This is a genomic window from Arthrobacter sp. P1_A5, from assembly GCF_056406825.1.
The window spans coordinates 95,941-109,185 of sequence record NZ_JBFTZL010000001.1; the positions used below are offsets into that span (position 1 = coordinate 95,941).

A 13,245-nucleotide genomic window follows, 5' to 3' on the forward strand; every position below is an offset into this window, starting at 1 on the left:
GCCCTTCTTTTTCCGCTCGATTGGTTTTCTGCCGTTCCGGTGTCTGCGCCCGCCCGGCGCTGTTGTCACTCAGGCTTCGCTGGCGACCACGAGGTAGCCGGCTTCGGCGATTGCCTCGCCGATTTCGGAGGAGGACAGTGCTTCGCTGGAGGTGATCGTGACGGTGGAGATGCCGCCGGCGTTGAGGTCGACGTCGATCTTTTCGACGCCGGAGAGCGCCTCAAGTTCTTCGCTGACAGAGGACACGCAGTGGCCGCAGGTCATGCCGGAAACGTTGACGGTGGTGGAAACGGGGGCCATGGGATGCTCCTTGTCGCTGGGCCGGGTGTGGTTCCCCGGCCCGGTGGTGTGGTGGGTGGTACGGGTACTAGCGGAGCAGGCGTCCGATGGCATCGGTGGCCTCCTTGACTTTGACATCGATGGCCTCCGCCCGAAGCTCCGGATCCGGCTCGGCGGCGGCGCCGACAACGCAGTGGCCGATGTGCTCTTCGACAAGCCCGAGGCTCACAGCATGCAGGGCCTTGGTGACGGCGGCGACCTGGGTGAGGATATCGATGCAGTATTTGTCCTCGTCAACCATCCGGGCGATGCCGCGGACCTGCCCTTCGATCCGCTTGAGACGGCGAAGGTAGGCGTCCTTGTTGGACGTGTAGCCGTGTTCAGGGGGCGGGGCGTCAAGGGGAACAGTGTCCAGACGCGCCATGCCGGGGACTTCTGACTCGCTCATGCCCTCAACATATACCCCCCAGGGGTATGTTTCAAGCCCGCGGCGCGGCCGGCGCAGCATGTGGAATGTTTGCGCAAAACAAAGAGCTCCGGAGTGCGTTATTGGGGGATACGCACTCCGGAGCAGCTTTGGGGTAGGCCGTTCCTCCGGCCTACAGATCGAGCTTACTCGCCGGTAGTGGGGTAACACCAGCGCTCTGAATAAGTACTTTCGCTTTACTTTCTTCCGGCCGGAGCGACGGCCGGAACGATCAGGATCGGACGTTCCTGATGGTGGCTGAGCCATGCCGCCACGGAGCCGTTCAACGCGGCGGAGATGCGGTGGCCGATGCCCCGTTCGGGGGTCCCCACCACGATCATGGATGCGTTGGTGTCCGCGGCCAGCCTGCCGATCGCCCGGGCGGGATCCCCGGCCAGGGTGCGCAGCGTCCAGTCGATGCCCAGGGGAACGCAGAGTGCCTCAACAACGGAACGCAGCTCCTGGGCGGTGGCCCGGATCCGGGCGTCGTCCGCGTCCGGATGCAGGGACAGGCGGTGCGCGGACCGCGCCGGATCCCACTCCACGAGGTAGCTGGCCTCGTCCACATAGGCGCAGATCAAGGGCGCGGCGAGGGACTTCGCGAGGGATGCCGCCGTCTGCAGCACTTCCGGATACTGTCCCGGAACCACACCCACCACGAGGGGCGCCGGGCCGTGGGCGGAGTCGTCAGGCATACTTCATTCTGGCGCCGGGGTGCGGCCCTGAACAGGGGCTTACTTCCCGTCTGCCGGCCCGGGGCGGTGCGGGCGCCGTTTGCCGCAGCCTCCCTTGAACAGCCCGGGGGTGGGGCCTACGGTTGAAGAACACAGGAGGAGGTGGCCGCCGTGGAGATCTACATGTGGTGGTTGGATCTGGATTTGGCGAGCAAAGAATGGCTTCGGGAAAACCTGCGGACCATCGAACTGCCCGAGGCCGTGCAGCGGGGAATCGCGGATGCCGGCGGGCCCGGTCCGGCTGAACCGTCCGCCGCCGGCGCGGCCGTATTGACTGCCGCGGACTGGGACTTTATCGAGACGCAGTCGGAGTTCGTCGACTGAAAGATGCCACCGGCGCGGCAGCGCAGGCCGGCGGGCGCCGGGAGAAAACCGTTGCGGCCTTCCGGCGGGGATGGTTGCATGGACCCCATGGCTACTGCAGAGAGTTACGTCCTGGCGATCGGGACCAAGAAAGGCCTTTGGCTGGCGACCAGCCAGGACCGGAAGGACTGGTCGCTGTCCGGCCCGCATTTTCTGATGAGTGAGGTGCCCAGCATCGCCATCGATACCCGCGATGACAGGACCCGGATCCTGGTGGGGGTCCGCTCCGAGCACTGGGGTCCCACGGTTTTCCACTCAGATGATCTCGGCGGATCCTGGACCGAACCCGAAAACGGCGCCATCACGTTCCCCGACGGCACCGACGCCGCCCTGGAACGGATCTGGCAGATCTATCCCGACGCCGGCTCCCGCCCGGGCGTCGTGTGGGCGGGCTGCGAACCGATCTCGGTCTGGAAATCCACCGACGGCGGCGAGCACTTCGAGCTCAACCGCGGCCTCTGGGACCATCCGCACCGCAGCGAATGGGGCGCAGGCTATGGCGGCGCTGCGGCGCACTCAATCGTCGTCGACCCCACGGGCGAGAAAGTCCACGTCGCCATGAGCACCGGAGGGGTCTACCGCTCGCTCGACGGCGGCGCCTCCTGGGAGCCGCGCAACAAGGGAATTTCCGCGTACTTCATGCCGGATCCCAACCCGGAATTCGGCCAGTGCGTCCACAAGATCGCGGCCGACGCCGCCGTCGACGGCCGCCTGTACGCGCAAAACCATCACGGCGTGTACCGCAGCGACGACGACGCCGAATCGTGGGAGTCGATCGCCGAAGGGCTGCCGGCGGACTTCGGTTTTGTGATGCTGACGCATCCGCGCCGGGCCGGTACCGCCTGGGTGGTCCCGCTGAAGGCTGACGGCGAACGTATCCCTCCGGAAGGGAAGCTGGCCGTGCACCGGACCGATGACGCCGGCGCCAGCTGGAAACGGCTCGATGCCGGGCTGCCGGAAGCCGAGTACAACGCAGTGCTCCGTGATGCTGCCAGCGTCGACGGCGCGGAGCCTGCGGGCGTCTACTTCGGGACGCGCGGCGGCAGTGTCTACGCCAGCGCTGACGAGGGAGAACACTTTACCGAGGTCGCCTCGCACCTGCCGGACGTGCTGTGCGTGCGGGCAGCCGTGGTCTCCACTGCCCTGCTCCCGGCGCAGGCGTGAAGGGGTAAAAAGCGCATGAACAGCGGCGACGCCATGCCGGCAGACTCGGTGATCAGCGTGGTCCTGCCCAGCGTCCTCCAACCGCTCGCCGGCGGGCAGTCCATCCTGACTGCGCCCGCCGAGGCAGCGGTGACGGTGGAGTGGGTGCTGGATACGGTGACCGGGGGCTATCCGGCGCTGTCGCGGCGGTTGCGGGACGAGACCGGAACTGTTCGCCGTTACGTGAATATATACGTCAACGGGAATGAAATCCGGCGGCTGCAGGGTCTGGTGACTGCCGTGGCGCCGGGCCAGGAAGTCCTCATCATCCAGTCGGTGGCCGGAGGCTGACGCCTCAGGCGACCCGCCAGACGCTGCATTCGTCGGCGTTGATGGCCTTGCGCATGCCTGTGTGGCGGTCCATGATCCAGACGACGCCGATTCCGGGGGCCGTTTCCTGAACGCTGCCGCGGCGGATCACGACGTCATCGTAGTTCGGGCCCACCCGCAGGCGGGCCTCGATCTCATCGCCGCGGTGCAGCTGGTCGAGCGCGCGGACGCGGGTTACATGGGCTTTCGCTTCCTTCAACATGGCGGGGCCTCCTGGACTGGAGTCGGTGCCTGCTCTTGCCGGCACTTCCAGTCTCCTGCGCCAATGTTGCGTCCGCGTTTCGGCACGGTAAGGGGCCGGTTAGATTTCGGGGGCGCAACGGATACCGGCCCCCATCAGGGCTGCGGTGCGCCCTCAGGGGAGCTGGCGTTCGCCCGGGCGCTCGACCCGGAGCCACCGGTACCCGTAGCGGTCCAGCGGGACTTCGAAGGCGCCGTCGTCGGAGAGCGGGATGTCCTCGCCGCCGAGCAGATCCCGGAGCACGGCCCCGGCGTAGGACTGCCCCGCCGCGTCCTTCCCGTCCGGACCCCCCGGGCCGCCTTCCTCGCCCTCCGGCGGGACCACCGAGGCCGTCACAGACGCCGGCTCGGCGCCAAAATTGTGGGCGACCACCACCGTGGAGCCGTCCCACGTGCAGCGGTGCAGCAACACCGCCGGTGAGGCCTGCTTGATGAGGGCAAACCTGCCCCAGCCGAGCTCGGGACATTCCCGGTACCGCTGGATCAGCGTCGCGATGAAGTTCCACAGCGAATCGGGATCCCGTTTTGCGGCCGCGGCGTTGATGCGCGCCGGCCCGAACGGTCCGTCCACGGGCTGGGCGACGAGGTCCCCCGGCGGGGCGGTCGAGAAGCCGCCATTTTCGGTGTGGTCCCACTGCATGGGAGAGCGGACGGCCGAGCGGCCCTTCGCGCGCAGGTCTTCGCCCATCCCGATTTCTTCGCCGTAGAAGAGCACCGGGGTGCCCGGCAGCGAGAACATCAGGGAGTACACCATGCGGATCCTGGCCGGGTCGCCGCCGAGCATGGTGGGCAGCCGCCGCCGCAGTCCGCGGCCGTACATCTGCATATCGGGATCCGGGCCGAAGGCCGCGAAGACCTCCTCGCGTTCGGCATCGCTGAGCTTGTCCAGGGTGAGTTCATCGTGGTTCCGGACGAACATGGCCCATTGGTTGTCGGGATTGATCTTCGGACGGCTGCCGAGCGTCCGGGCCAGCGGCCGGGCGTCCTGTCGGGCCAGTGACAGGTACATGTTCTGCATGGAGAGGAAATCAAACTGCATGTTCAGCTCGTTGCCGGCCGGGCCGTCGAAGTACTTCAGCTGCTCTTTGTATGGAAGGTTGACCTCGCCCAGCAACACCGCACTGCCATGGCGGCGGTTGAGGAAGCTGCGCAGGGCGCTCAGGTACTGGTGCGGGTCGATTTTCGCGGCTTCATCCTTGGGCTCGCCGATCAGCTCCAGGAAGAAGGGCACCGCGTCCAGCCGGAACCCGTCCAGGCCTAGCTGAAGCCAGAATCCCATCGACTTCGCAATCTCGTCCCGCACCTTGGCATTCATCACGTTCAGGTCCGGCTGGTGTTTGGCGAACATGTGCAGATACCACTCACCGGTGGCCTTGTCCTGGGTCCAGATGGACGTTTCCTCGCCGGGAAACACCACCTGGTCCGAGGTGTCCGGCGGCGTGTCCTTCCGCCAGACGTAGTAGTCGCGGTAGGGGTTGTCCACGGACTTGCGCGCCTGGACGAACCACGGGTGCCGGTCGGAGGTGTGGTTGATGACAAAGTCCGCGATCACCCGGATGCCGCGGTCGTGGGCGGTGCGGATGAATTCCACCAGGTCACCCAGGCTTCCGAGCCGGGGATCCACGCCGTACATGTCGGTGACGTCGTAGCCGTCGTCGCGGTCCGGGGAAGGGTAGAAGGGCATGAGCCAGATGCACGTGATGCCGAGCGCGGCAAGATAGTCCACCCGCTGGATCAGTCCGCCGAAATCTCCGGTGCCGTCGCCGTCGCCGTCGAAGAACGTCTCCGGATCCAGGCAGTAAATCACCGCGTTCTTCCACCAGAGGTCCGAGGTCTCGGCGATTCTCACAGCGCACCGTCCGTTCCGAACGGAGCCGGTCCCGCCGCCGGGCGGAGCTGGGGGAGGACGTGCTCGGCGAAGGTCTCGATAAACGGCGTCTGCTCCTGGCCGACAAAGTGCAGGTACAGCTCATCGAACCCGAGGTCCAGATAGGAGGCCAGCCATTGGGCGTGCCGCCCGGCATCGGCGGAGACGTTGACGGCCGCCCGCACCTGGTCCTCCTGGACACCGGCGCTGACACCGTCGAAATGGGCCGCCGTGGGCAGGTCCCAGGGAATCGGCGGAGCAAAGACGTTGGTGCGCCACTGGTCCTCGGCGATCGCGACGGCCTCTGCCTCTGTCGGCGCCCAGGACAGGTGGACCTGGAGGGCTGCCGGCCCGCGGCCACCGGCGTTCCGGTACGCCGCCACCATGTCCTTCAGCTTTCCCGCCGGCTGGTTGACGGTGACGAGTCCGTCGGCCCAGTCCGCTGCACGGCGCGCTGTTTCCACGCTCACCGCCGGGGCAATGATCGGCGGTTTGGTCTCCGGAACATCCCAGATCCGGGCTTGCTCCACCGTGACGAGGCCGTGGTGCGTGACCACGTCGCCGGCGTGGAGCCGGCGGATGATGTCTACGCATTCCTCCAGCCGGCGCTGACGCGTTTCCTTCGGCGGCCAGGCCTGGCCGGTGATGTGCTCGTTCATATACTCGCCGCTGCCCGGGGCCATCCAGAAGCGGCCGGGAAACATGTCCGCCAGGGTGGCGGAGGCGTGCGCGATGATCGCGGGGTGGTACCGCTGCCCGGGCGCCGTCACCACCCCGAAGCGCAGACCGGTGGTAGCCAGCGCGGCCCCGAGCCAGGACCAGGCGAACCCGGAGTGGCCCTGCCGGGCGGACCACGGCTCAATATGGTCCGAACACATGGCGGCATCGAAGCCTGCCTGCTCGGCCAGTTGAACGTCCTGCAGGAGGCGGCGGGGGCTGATCTGTTCATGCGAGGCGTGGAACCCGATGGTAGCCATCACCCATGTTTACCGCCGGGGCCGGGCCGTGTCGAGGAGCCCCCAGTTGAGGAGCCCCTCGCGAGAAGCCACGGCGTGGGGGTGGCGGTGCCGGGTCCGCGGCGCAAGAATGGGCGCTATGCACCTGCCGTTGATGCCTCCCATTGCGCCCATGCTGGCCAAAGCACTCCCCGCGCTGCCGTCGCCGGACGCCGGAACGGGCTGGCTCTTTGAGCCGAAATGGGACGGTTTCCGCTCCATCATCTTCCGTGACGGCGACGAGGTGGAGATCGGCAGCCGGAACGGCAAGCCGATGACGCGCTATTTCCCCGAGCTTGTCGAGGCGCTGAAGTCGGAGCTGCCGGAACGCTGCGTGGTGGACGGCGAGATCATCCTGGTGGCGGCCTCCGGGGACCGGCTGGACTTCGACGCGCTCCAGCAGCGCATCCATCCGGCCGCCAGCCGGGTGAAGCTGCTCGCGGAACAGACCCCGGCGCGCTTCGTGGCGTTCGACCTGCTGGCCCTCGGCGACGAGGATCTCACGGGCAAACCCTTCTCCGAGCGCCGCCGGCAGCTGGAGCGCGCACYGGCAGCCAGCGCGGCGCCGGTCCACCTCACAGCCGCGACTTCCGACCGGGACACGGCGCAGCGCTGGTTCCGGCAGTTCGAGGGCGCCGGACTSGACGGSATYGTGGCCAAGACGCTGGASGGCAGCTACCAGCCGGACAAGCGYGCGATGGTCAAGGTCAAGCACGAACGGACGGCGGACTGCGTGCTGGCCGGATATCGCGTGCACACCTCCGGTCCGGACCGGATCGGCTCACTGCTCCTGGGGCTCTACGACGACGCCGGGGTGCTGGCGAACGTCGGCGTGGTGGGAGCCTTCCCGATGGCCCGGCGCGCGGAGCTGTTTGCCGAGCTGCAGGAGCTGGTCACCGGTTTTGACGACCACCCCTGGGCCTGGGCCCGGCAGGAGGAGGGGGCGCGCACTCCGCGGAAGGCCGAGGGAAGCCGGTGGAGCGGCGGCAAGGACCTGTCCTTCACCCCGCTGCGGCCCGAGCGCGTGGTGGAAGTGAAGTATGACCATATGGAGGGCGAAAGGTTCCGGCACACAGCCCAGTTCCTGCGCTGGCGTCCGGACCGTGATCCGCGCTCCTGCACCTATGACCAGCTGGAGGAACCGGTGAAGTTCGATCTCGCCGCGGTACTGGGCGCCGCCCGCTAACCGGGTAGCCCGCTCACCCGCTCAACGCATTAACGACGGCGGCCCGCCCCCCGAAGGGACGGGCCGCCGTCGTTAATGCGGAAAAGCGGTGCGGAAGTGCGGTTGAAATCCGCTGTCGGTGCGGGGCTACTGCTGGCCGAGCTGTTTGGTGGGGACCCGGAACGTTTCCTTGGCCGTCAGCGCCGCGACCGTGGCGATCAGGCAGATGATTGCGGTGAAGATGGAGATCTGGACCCAGCCGCCGGGCTGGATGCCGCCCATGGCCGCCACGATCGCCGGGGCGAAGCCGGCCATCAGGAAGCCCAGCTGGGTGCCGATTGCGAGGCCGGAGAAGCGGACGTTGGTGCTGAACATCTCGGCGTAGAAGGAGGGCCAGACCGCGTTGGCCGCAGCGTAGCCGAAGGAGAAGAACGCGATTGCCGTAAGGAACATCAGCGCGACGTTGCCGGATTCGAGGCTCAGCAGGAAGACCGGGGTCAGGGCTGCGCTGGACAGTGCGCCGTAGATGAAGACGGGCTTCCGGCCGATCTTGTCGGCGAGCATGCCGAAGAGCGGCTGGGTGCCCAGTGCCATGAAGTTGGCGCCGACGACGAGCCATAGGGTGGTGGTGCCGTCCACGCCGGCGACGTTCTTGGCGTAGCTGATGGCCAGGGTGCCGAAGACGGTGGACACGGCGGCGATGAAGGCGCAGGCGATGACACGCAGGACATCGCGCCAGTGGCTCTTGAGGAGGTCCGCGACGGGGAGCTTGGAGATCTGCTTGGTCTTCTGGGCCTCCTCGAACGCCGGCGGCTCGTGCAGGGTGCGGCGGATGAAGAACGCGACCAGCACAACCACGGCGCTGAGCCAGAACGGGATGCGCCAGCCGATCGTGTACTTGATGTCGTCAGGCAGGGCGAGGACCGGGATGAAGACGAGGGCGGCGAGGATCTGGCCGCCCTGGGTGCCGGTCAGGGTCCAGGAGGTGAAGAAGGAGCGGCGGTTGTCCGGGGCGTGCTCGAGCGTCATGGACGAGGCGCCGGCCTGCTCGCCGGCAGCGGAAAAGCCCTGGCAGAGACGCGCCAGCACCAGCAGGACAGGGGCCCACCAGCCGACCGTCTTGAAGTCCGGCAGGCAGCCGATGGCAAAGGTGGAGGCGCCCATCAGCAACAGCGTGAACATGAGGACCTTCCGGCGCCCTATCCTGTCACCGAAGTGGCCGAGGATAACGGCGCCGACCGGGCGGGCAATGTAGGCAAAGCCGAAGGTGGCGAACGACATGATCGCCGCGTTGGTGTCCGCGTCGGGGAAGAAGACATGCGGGAAGATCAGCGCGGCTGCGGAACCGAAGATGAAGAAGTCGTAATACTCGACGGCGCTGCCCAGGAAGCTGGCAAGGGCCGCCTTCTTCGGCGTCCCTCCTGTGGTTATACCCGGCGTCGTGGACGGGACAGTGTGGCTCATGGTGTTCCTTTGGTGTGACGACGTTGTCGCGGATGGATCAGGAAGGTCTCGGCTGCCGCTTGCTTAAGTGTGGTGCAGCCGGAGGTCCGTGGAAAGACCCGGACTAGTAGCCACATGGTGGAAGCTACTTGTGCGATGTAGCAATCATGCTGTGAGCGCAGTCACTTGTCAACAAAAATAATCACCATCTAGAAATAGCTCTCACTATGTGGGAACATCGATGCATGAGTGTGAATCAAACCACAGAAGTTCCCGCCGCTTCCGGGCATCCGGCGGAAGTCCCTTCGAAGCCTGCAAAGGCCGCCAGGGAGGACTCGCGGACGGACATGGTGGGCAAGGCCTTGGGTCTGCTGGTCCTCCTGGGCGACGAGCCGCGGGGTGCCAGCGCCGCGGAGATCTCCCGCCGCGCGGATCTGCCATTCAGCACCACGTACCGCCTGCTCGGCTCCCTGACGCGGGACGGCTTCGTTGACTACGAGCCGGACGGCCGCCGCTACCACCTGGGGCTGAGGGTCTTCCAGCTTGGCCAGCGCGTCTCCAACCACCACGGCTTCGCGGGTACGGCGCTGCCCATCCTGCGGCGCGTGACCGAGGAAACGGGTGAGGCGACGATCCTCTCCGTGCGGGACGGCATCCACCACCTGACGGTGAACAAGGTGGACGGCCCGCAGACGTTCCGGGTCACGAGCGACCCCGGGCATCTCGGGGCACTTCATACCACCTCAGTGGGCAAGGCACTGGTGGCGTTCGCCGACGACGCCACCCGCGCCCAGCTCGTCGAGGAACTGCCCCTGGAGCCGCTGACGGCGCTCTCCATCACGGACCGCGAGGCTTTCCGGGCCGAAATCGAGCAGGTCCGGCGCCAGGGCTTCGCCACCATGGACGAGGAAAACGAACTCGGCATGCGCGCCGTCGCCGTCCCGGTTTTCAACGCCCAGGGGCACGCCTTCGCCTCGCTGGCAACGGCGGTCCCGGTCTTCCGCCTGAGCATGGAGGCCCTCGCGGCCCTCGTGCCGCTGCTGCAGGCGGCGGCCGCCGAGCTGTCGGCCCGGCTGCCCCAGCGGTGACGGCCGACCAGMCTGCGTCATGAAAGCGGGCGTCATGAAAGCGGGCGCCGAAACACGCCGGCGGCGTAATAATATGTTCGTCATTCGAACAACAGTGCAACATGTGAACAAAGTCTGTAATGTAATCCCTATCACCCGGCCCGCCGCGGACGCCGCAAGCGTCGCCGCCCGCCGAGTGCCGTTGTCAAAGGAGCAAACTGGATGAGCAATCGAGCAGAGTCCTTCCTCGTGGGCCTCGTGGGAGACGGCGTCATGCCCTCCCTCACGCCCTACATGCATGAACGCGAGGGCGACGTGCAGGGCCTCCGGTACCTCTACCGCCCCATCGACCTCACCGAACTCGGCCTGCCCGGCCGGGCCGTGGGGGAGTTGCTTTCCGGCGCCCGGAGCCTCGGGTTCAACGGATTGAACATCACGCACCCCTGCAAGCAGCTCGTGCTCGAGTACCTGGATGAGGTCTCCGCCGACGCCCGGCGCCTGGGCGCCGTCAATACCGTGGTGATCCGCGACGGCCGCTTCATCGGCCACAACACCGACTTCTCCGGCTTCGCCGCGGCGCTGGCCTCCGGGCTCCCCGGCGCCGCCCTGGATCGCGTGGTGCAGCTGGGAGCCGGCGGCGCCGGCTCCGCCGTCGCCTACGCCCTGCTCACCGCGGGGGTCCGCGAGCTGGACCTCGTGGACACCGACGCGGCCCGGTCCGCCGCCCGGGCGGCCGAGCTCGCCGGGTTCTTCCCGGACCGGACCGTCACCGCCCGGACGACGGCGGAGCTCCCGCAGCTCATGCCGCAGGCCGACGGCCTGGTGCACTGCACCCCCGTGGGCATGGCCGCCCATCCGGGGGTTCCGTTGGACATGTCCCTCGTGGAGTCCCGGCACTGGGTGGCCGACATCGTGTACCGGCCGATCGAAACAGAGCTCGTCCGCGAGGCGCGCGCCAAGGGCTGCGAGGTGCTCGACGGCGGCCGGATGGCCGTGGGCCAGGCGGCGGATGCCTTCCGGATCTTCACCGGGCGCCAGGCTGACGCCGACCGCATGCGCTCCCACTTCCTGGAACTTGTGGCCGCGGAAGAGGTGCCCGCCTGATGCGCACCGGGATCGCCACCGTCTGCCTCGCCGGCACCTTGCGGGAAAAAATGCAGGCCTGCGCGGTGGCCGGCTTCGACGGGATCGAGATCTTCGAACAGGACCTCGTGACGTCCCCGCTGAGCCCGGAGGACGTCCGGAAGCTGGCCGCCGACCTCGGCCTGAACCTGGATCTCTACCAGCCCTTCCGGGACTTCGACAGCGTTCCCGAGGACCTGCTCGCCGCCAACCTGCGCCGCGCGGACGCCAAGTTCCGGCTCATGTCCCGCCTGGGCATGGACACCATGCTGCTCTGCTCCAACGTCGGCACCGCCACGATCGACGATGACGAGCTCCGCGCCGCACAGCTTTCCCGGCTCGCGGACCTCGCGGGTGACCACGGCGTCAGGGTCGCCTATGAGGCCCTGGCCTGGGGCAAGTACGTGAACGACTACGAGCACGCCCACCGGCTGGTTGGGATGGTGGACCACCCCAACCTGGGCACCTGCCTGGACTCTTTCCACATCCTCTCCCGGGACTGGGATACCGCGCCGATCGAGGCCTTCGACCCGGAGAAAATCTTCTTCGTCCAGGTCGCCGATGCCCCCAAGCTGTCCATGGACGTGCTGTCCTGGAGCCGGCACTACCGGGTGTTTCCAGGGGAGGGCCAGTTCGAGCTCGCCAAGTTCATGGGCCACGTGGTCCGCGCGGGCTACACGGGACCGGTGTCGCTGGAAGTGTTCAACGACGTCTTCCGCCAGGCCGACGTCGAACGCACCGCCGTCGACGCCATGCGGTCGCTGATCTGGCTCGAAGAGCAGAGCGCCGCCTGGCTCGAGGCAAACCCGGCGAATGCAGCAGGCGGGATGACCAGCGGGGCGGCCGGCCCGGTGTCCGGTGCCCGGCGCCGCTACCCCATGGAGCTGGCCACGCTTCCCCGCGTGGCCGAGCCCGCCGGCTTCAACTTCGCCGAGGTCCGGGCCGGTGACACCGCCGGACTGGAAACCCTGCTGGGCCAGCTGGGGTTTGCGTTCAACGGGCGGCATCGCACGAAGGATGTGCAATTGTGGACCATGGGCCACGCGCGCGTGATCATCAATGAAGAACCGGCAGCCATCGGCACGGCGACCGCTGCCGCCGGTACCGGCCAGCCGGCTCCCGCCGCCCCTGCCATCTCCGCCCTGGGCTTCGACGTCGACTCTCCCGTTATCGCCGCCGCCCGCGCCCAGCAGCTCAAGGCCCCCGCCGTGCCGCGCAAGAGCCAGGCCAACGAGGAAGTCTTCCAGGGCTTCGCCGCGCCGGACTCCACCGAAATCTTCCTCTGCCAGGGCAGCCCGGACGGCACCGCCGCGTGGACCCGGGAATTCGGCGACGGCCTGGACGTCGCCGCGGCGGACCCGGCAGAGCACCCGGCCGCGGTGATCGACCACGTGAACCTCGCGCAGCCGTGGCAGCACTTCGACGAGGCCGTGCTCTTCTACACCAGCGCCCTCGCACTGGAACCGCAGCCGTTCGCCGAGGTGGCCAGCCCCACCGGGCTGGTCCGGTCCCAGGTGATGCTGACGCAGGACCGCGGCGTCCGCCTGGTGCTGAACCTGGCCCCGCTGATCCAGCAGGAAGGGACTGCCGGCACCGGCCACCGCCCCGGCTACCAGGAGCACATCGCCTTCGCCGTGGAAGACCTCGTGGCCACGRCCCGGTCCGCACGGGACCGCGGACTGGACTTCCTGCAGATCCCCGCGAACTACTACGAGGATCTCGACGCCCGGTTCGCTCTGGACCCGGAATTCCTGGCCACGCTCCGTGAGCTCAACCTGCTCTATGACCGCGATGCCGACGGCGAGTTCCTGCACTTCTACACCGCCACCGTGGGCAGCGTGTTCTTCGAAATGGTGGAGCGCCGCGGTGCCTACGACGGCTATGGCGCCCCGAACGCCCCGGTGCGGCACGCCGTCCAGTACGACCACCTGCACCAGCTGACCCGTACTTCCTGACCCCATCCGAACAACA

Annotated in this window: 14 protein-coding genes; 7 read left to right on the forward strand and 7 right to left on the reverse strand. The window is 67.6% G+C overall.

What is annotated here, in order from left to right; translation table 11 throughout:
- Positions 1-69 precede the first annotated feature (69 nt).
- The 3 genes from AC1D1S_RS00430 to AC1D1S_RS00440 form a co-directional block, all read right to left on the reverse strand.
- A complete protein-coding gene (locus AC1D1S_RS00430) occupies positions 70-300 on the reverse strand; it encodes a heavy-metal-associated domain-containing protein (RefSeq protein WP_243178110.1) in 231 nt (76 codons plus the stop codon).
- A 67-nt stretch (positions 301-367) separates the two neighbouring features.
- Positions 368-703: a metal-sensitive transcriptional regulator gene (locus AC1D1S_RS00435; protein ID WP_243178399.1), complete on the reverse strand. Its 336-nt coding sequence runs from the start codon at positions 701-703 to the stop codon at positions 368-370.
- 239 nt (positions 704-942) lie between these two features.
- Positions 943-1,440 (reverse strand): universal stress protein, encoded by a 498-nt coding sequence (locus tag AC1D1S_RS00440; RefSeq protein ID WP_476946304.1) that lies wholly within the window; start codon positions 1,438-1,440, stop codon positions 943-945.
- 150 nt (positions 1,441-1,590) lie between these two features.
- Between AC1D1S_RS00440 and AC1D1S_RS00445 the strand changes: the two genes are divergently transcribed.
- The 3 genes from AC1D1S_RS00445 to AC1D1S_RS00455 all read left to right on the forward strand — a co-directional run bounded on the left by AC1D1S_RS00445 (position 1,591) and on the right by AC1D1S_RS00455 (position 3,336).
- On the forward strand, positions 1,591-1,803 hold the full coding sequence (locus AC1D1S_RS00445) for a hypothetical protein (protein ID WP_028277621.1): 213 nt from the start codon (positions 1,591-1,593) through the stop codon (positions 1,801-1,803).
- Between the two features lie 78 nt (positions 1,804-1,881).
- Entirely contained in the window at positions 1,882-3,006 is a 1,125-nt protein-coding gene (locus tag AC1D1S_RS00450; RefSeq protein WP_243178108.1) for a WD40/YVTN/BNR-like repeat-containing protein, read from the forward strand.
- 15 nt (positions 3,007-3,021) lie between these two features.
- Entirely contained in the window at positions 3,022-3,336 is a 315-nt protein-coding gene (locus tag AC1D1S_RS00455; RefSeq protein WP_476942811.1) for a MoaD/ThiS family protein, read from the forward strand.
- A gap of 4 nt (positions 3,337-3,340) precedes the next feature.
- Here the strand turns inward: AC1D1S_RS00455 and AC1D1S_RS00460 are convergent, their stop codons facing one another.
- From AC1D1S_RS00460 to AC1D1S_RS00470, 3 genes are all read right to left on the reverse strand, one after another.
- Positions 3,341-3,577: a hypothetical protein gene (locus tag AC1D1S_RS00460; RefSeq protein WP_018775353.1), complete on the reverse strand. Its 237-nt coding sequence runs from the start codon at positions 3,575-3,577 to the stop codon at positions 3,341-3,343.
- Positions 3,578-3,730: 153 nt separating this feature from the next.
- Entirely contained in the window at positions 3,731-5,464 is a 1,734-nt protein-coding gene (locus AC1D1S_RS00465) for an alpha-amylase family protein (protein WP_476993479.1), read from the reverse strand.
- A complete protein-coding gene (locus AC1D1S_RS00470) occupies positions 5,461-6,459 on the reverse strand; it encodes a TIGR03885 family FMN-dependent LLM class oxidoreductase (RefSeq protein ID WP_476993480.1) in 999 nt (332 codons plus the stop codon). Before AC1D1S_RS00470 ends, AC1D1S_RS00465 begins: the two co-directional genes overlap by 4 nt.
- Positions 6,460-6,577: 118 nt before the next feature.
- On the opposite strand from AC1D1S_RS00470, the gene AC1D1S_RS00475 reads away from it, so the two are divergent.
- On the forward strand, positions 6,578-7,663 hold the full coding sequence (locus tag AC1D1S_RS00475; protein WP_476993481.1) for an ATP-dependent DNA ligase: 1,086 nt from the start codon (positions 6,578-6,580) through the stop codon (positions 7,661-7,663).
- A 126-nt stretch (positions 7,664-7,789) separates the two neighbouring features.
- Here the strand turns inward: AC1D1S_RS00475 and AC1D1S_RS00480 are convergent, their stop codons facing one another.
- Positions 7,790-9,106 carry an MFS transporter gene (locus AC1D1S_RS00480; RefSeq protein ID WP_243178104.1) on the reverse strand — a complete coding sequence of 439 codons (1,317 nt, stop codon included), beginning with the start codon at positions 9,104-9,106 and terminating at the stop codon, positions 7,790-7,792.
- Positions 9,107-9,330: 224 nt separating this feature from the next.
- Between AC1D1S_RS00480 and AC1D1S_RS00485 the strand changes: the two genes are divergently transcribed.
- The 3 genes from AC1D1S_RS00485 (at position 9,331) to AC1D1S_RS00495 (ending at position 13,229) form a co-directional block, all read left to right on the forward strand.
- Entirely contained in the window at positions 9,331-10,173 is an 843-nt protein-coding gene (locus AC1D1S_RS00485; RefSeq protein ID WP_243178103.1) for an IclR family transcriptional regulator, read from the forward strand.
- Positions 10,174-10,374: 201 nt separating this feature from the next.
- A complete protein-coding gene (locus tag AC1D1S_RS00490; RefSeq protein WP_459385915.1) occupies positions 10,375-11,256 on the forward strand; it encodes a shikimate dehydrogenase in 882 nt (293 codons plus the stop codon).
- Positions 11,256-13,229 carry a bifunctional sugar phosphate isomerase/epimerase/4-hydroxyphenylpyruvate dioxygenase family protein gene (locus AC1D1S_RS00495; protein ID WP_476993482.1) on the forward strand — a complete coding sequence of 658 codons (1,974 nt, stop codon included), beginning with the start codon at positions 11,256-11,258 and terminating at the stop codon, positions 13,227-13,229. Before AC1D1S_RS00490 ends, AC1D1S_RS00495 begins: the two co-directional genes overlap by 1 nt.
- Positions 13,230-13,245 lie beyond the last annotated feature (16 nt).

Coding starts and splice junctions, on each gene's coding strand:
- AC1D1S_RS00430 (WP_243178110.1), bottom strand. CDS start 300: ATGGCCCCCGTTTCCACCACCGTCAACGTTTCCGGCATGACCTGCGGC.
- AC1D1S_RS00435 (WP_243178399.1), bottom strand. CDS start 703: ATGGCGCGTCTGGACACTGTTCCCCTTGACGCCCCGCCCCCTGAACAC.
- AC1D1S_RS00440 (WP_476946304.1), bottom strand. CDS start 1,440: ATGCCTGACGACTCCGCCCACGGCCCGGCGCCCCTCGTGGTGGGTGTG.
- AC1D1S_RS00450 (WP_243178108.1), top strand. CDS start 1,882: ATGGACCCCATGGCTACTGCAGAGAGTTACGTCCTGGCGATCGGGACC.
- AC1D1S_RS00455 (WP_476942811.1), top strand. CDS start 3,022: ATGAACAGCGGCGACGCCATGCCGGCAGACTCGGTGATCAGCGTGGTC.
- AC1D1S_RS00460 (WP_018775353.1), bottom strand. CDS start 3,577: ATGTTGAAGGAAGCGAAAGCCCATGTAACCCGCGTCCGCGCGCTCGAC.
- AC1D1S_RS00470 (WP_476993480.1), bottom strand. CDS start 6,459: ATGGCTACCATCGGGTTCCACGCCTCGCATGAACAGATCAGCCCCCGC.
- AC1D1S_RS00480 (WP_243178104.1), bottom strand. CDS start 9,106: ATGAGCCACACTGTCCCGTCCACGACGCCGGGTATAACCACAGGAGGG.
- AC1D1S_RS00485 (WP_243178103.1), top strand. CDS start 9,331: ATGAGTGTGAATCAAACCACAGAAGTTCCCGCCGCTTCCGGGCATCCG.
- AC1D1S_RS00490 (WP_459385915.1), top strand. CDS start 10,375: ATGAGCAATCGAGCAGAGTCCTTCCTCGTGGGCCTCGTGGGAGACGGC.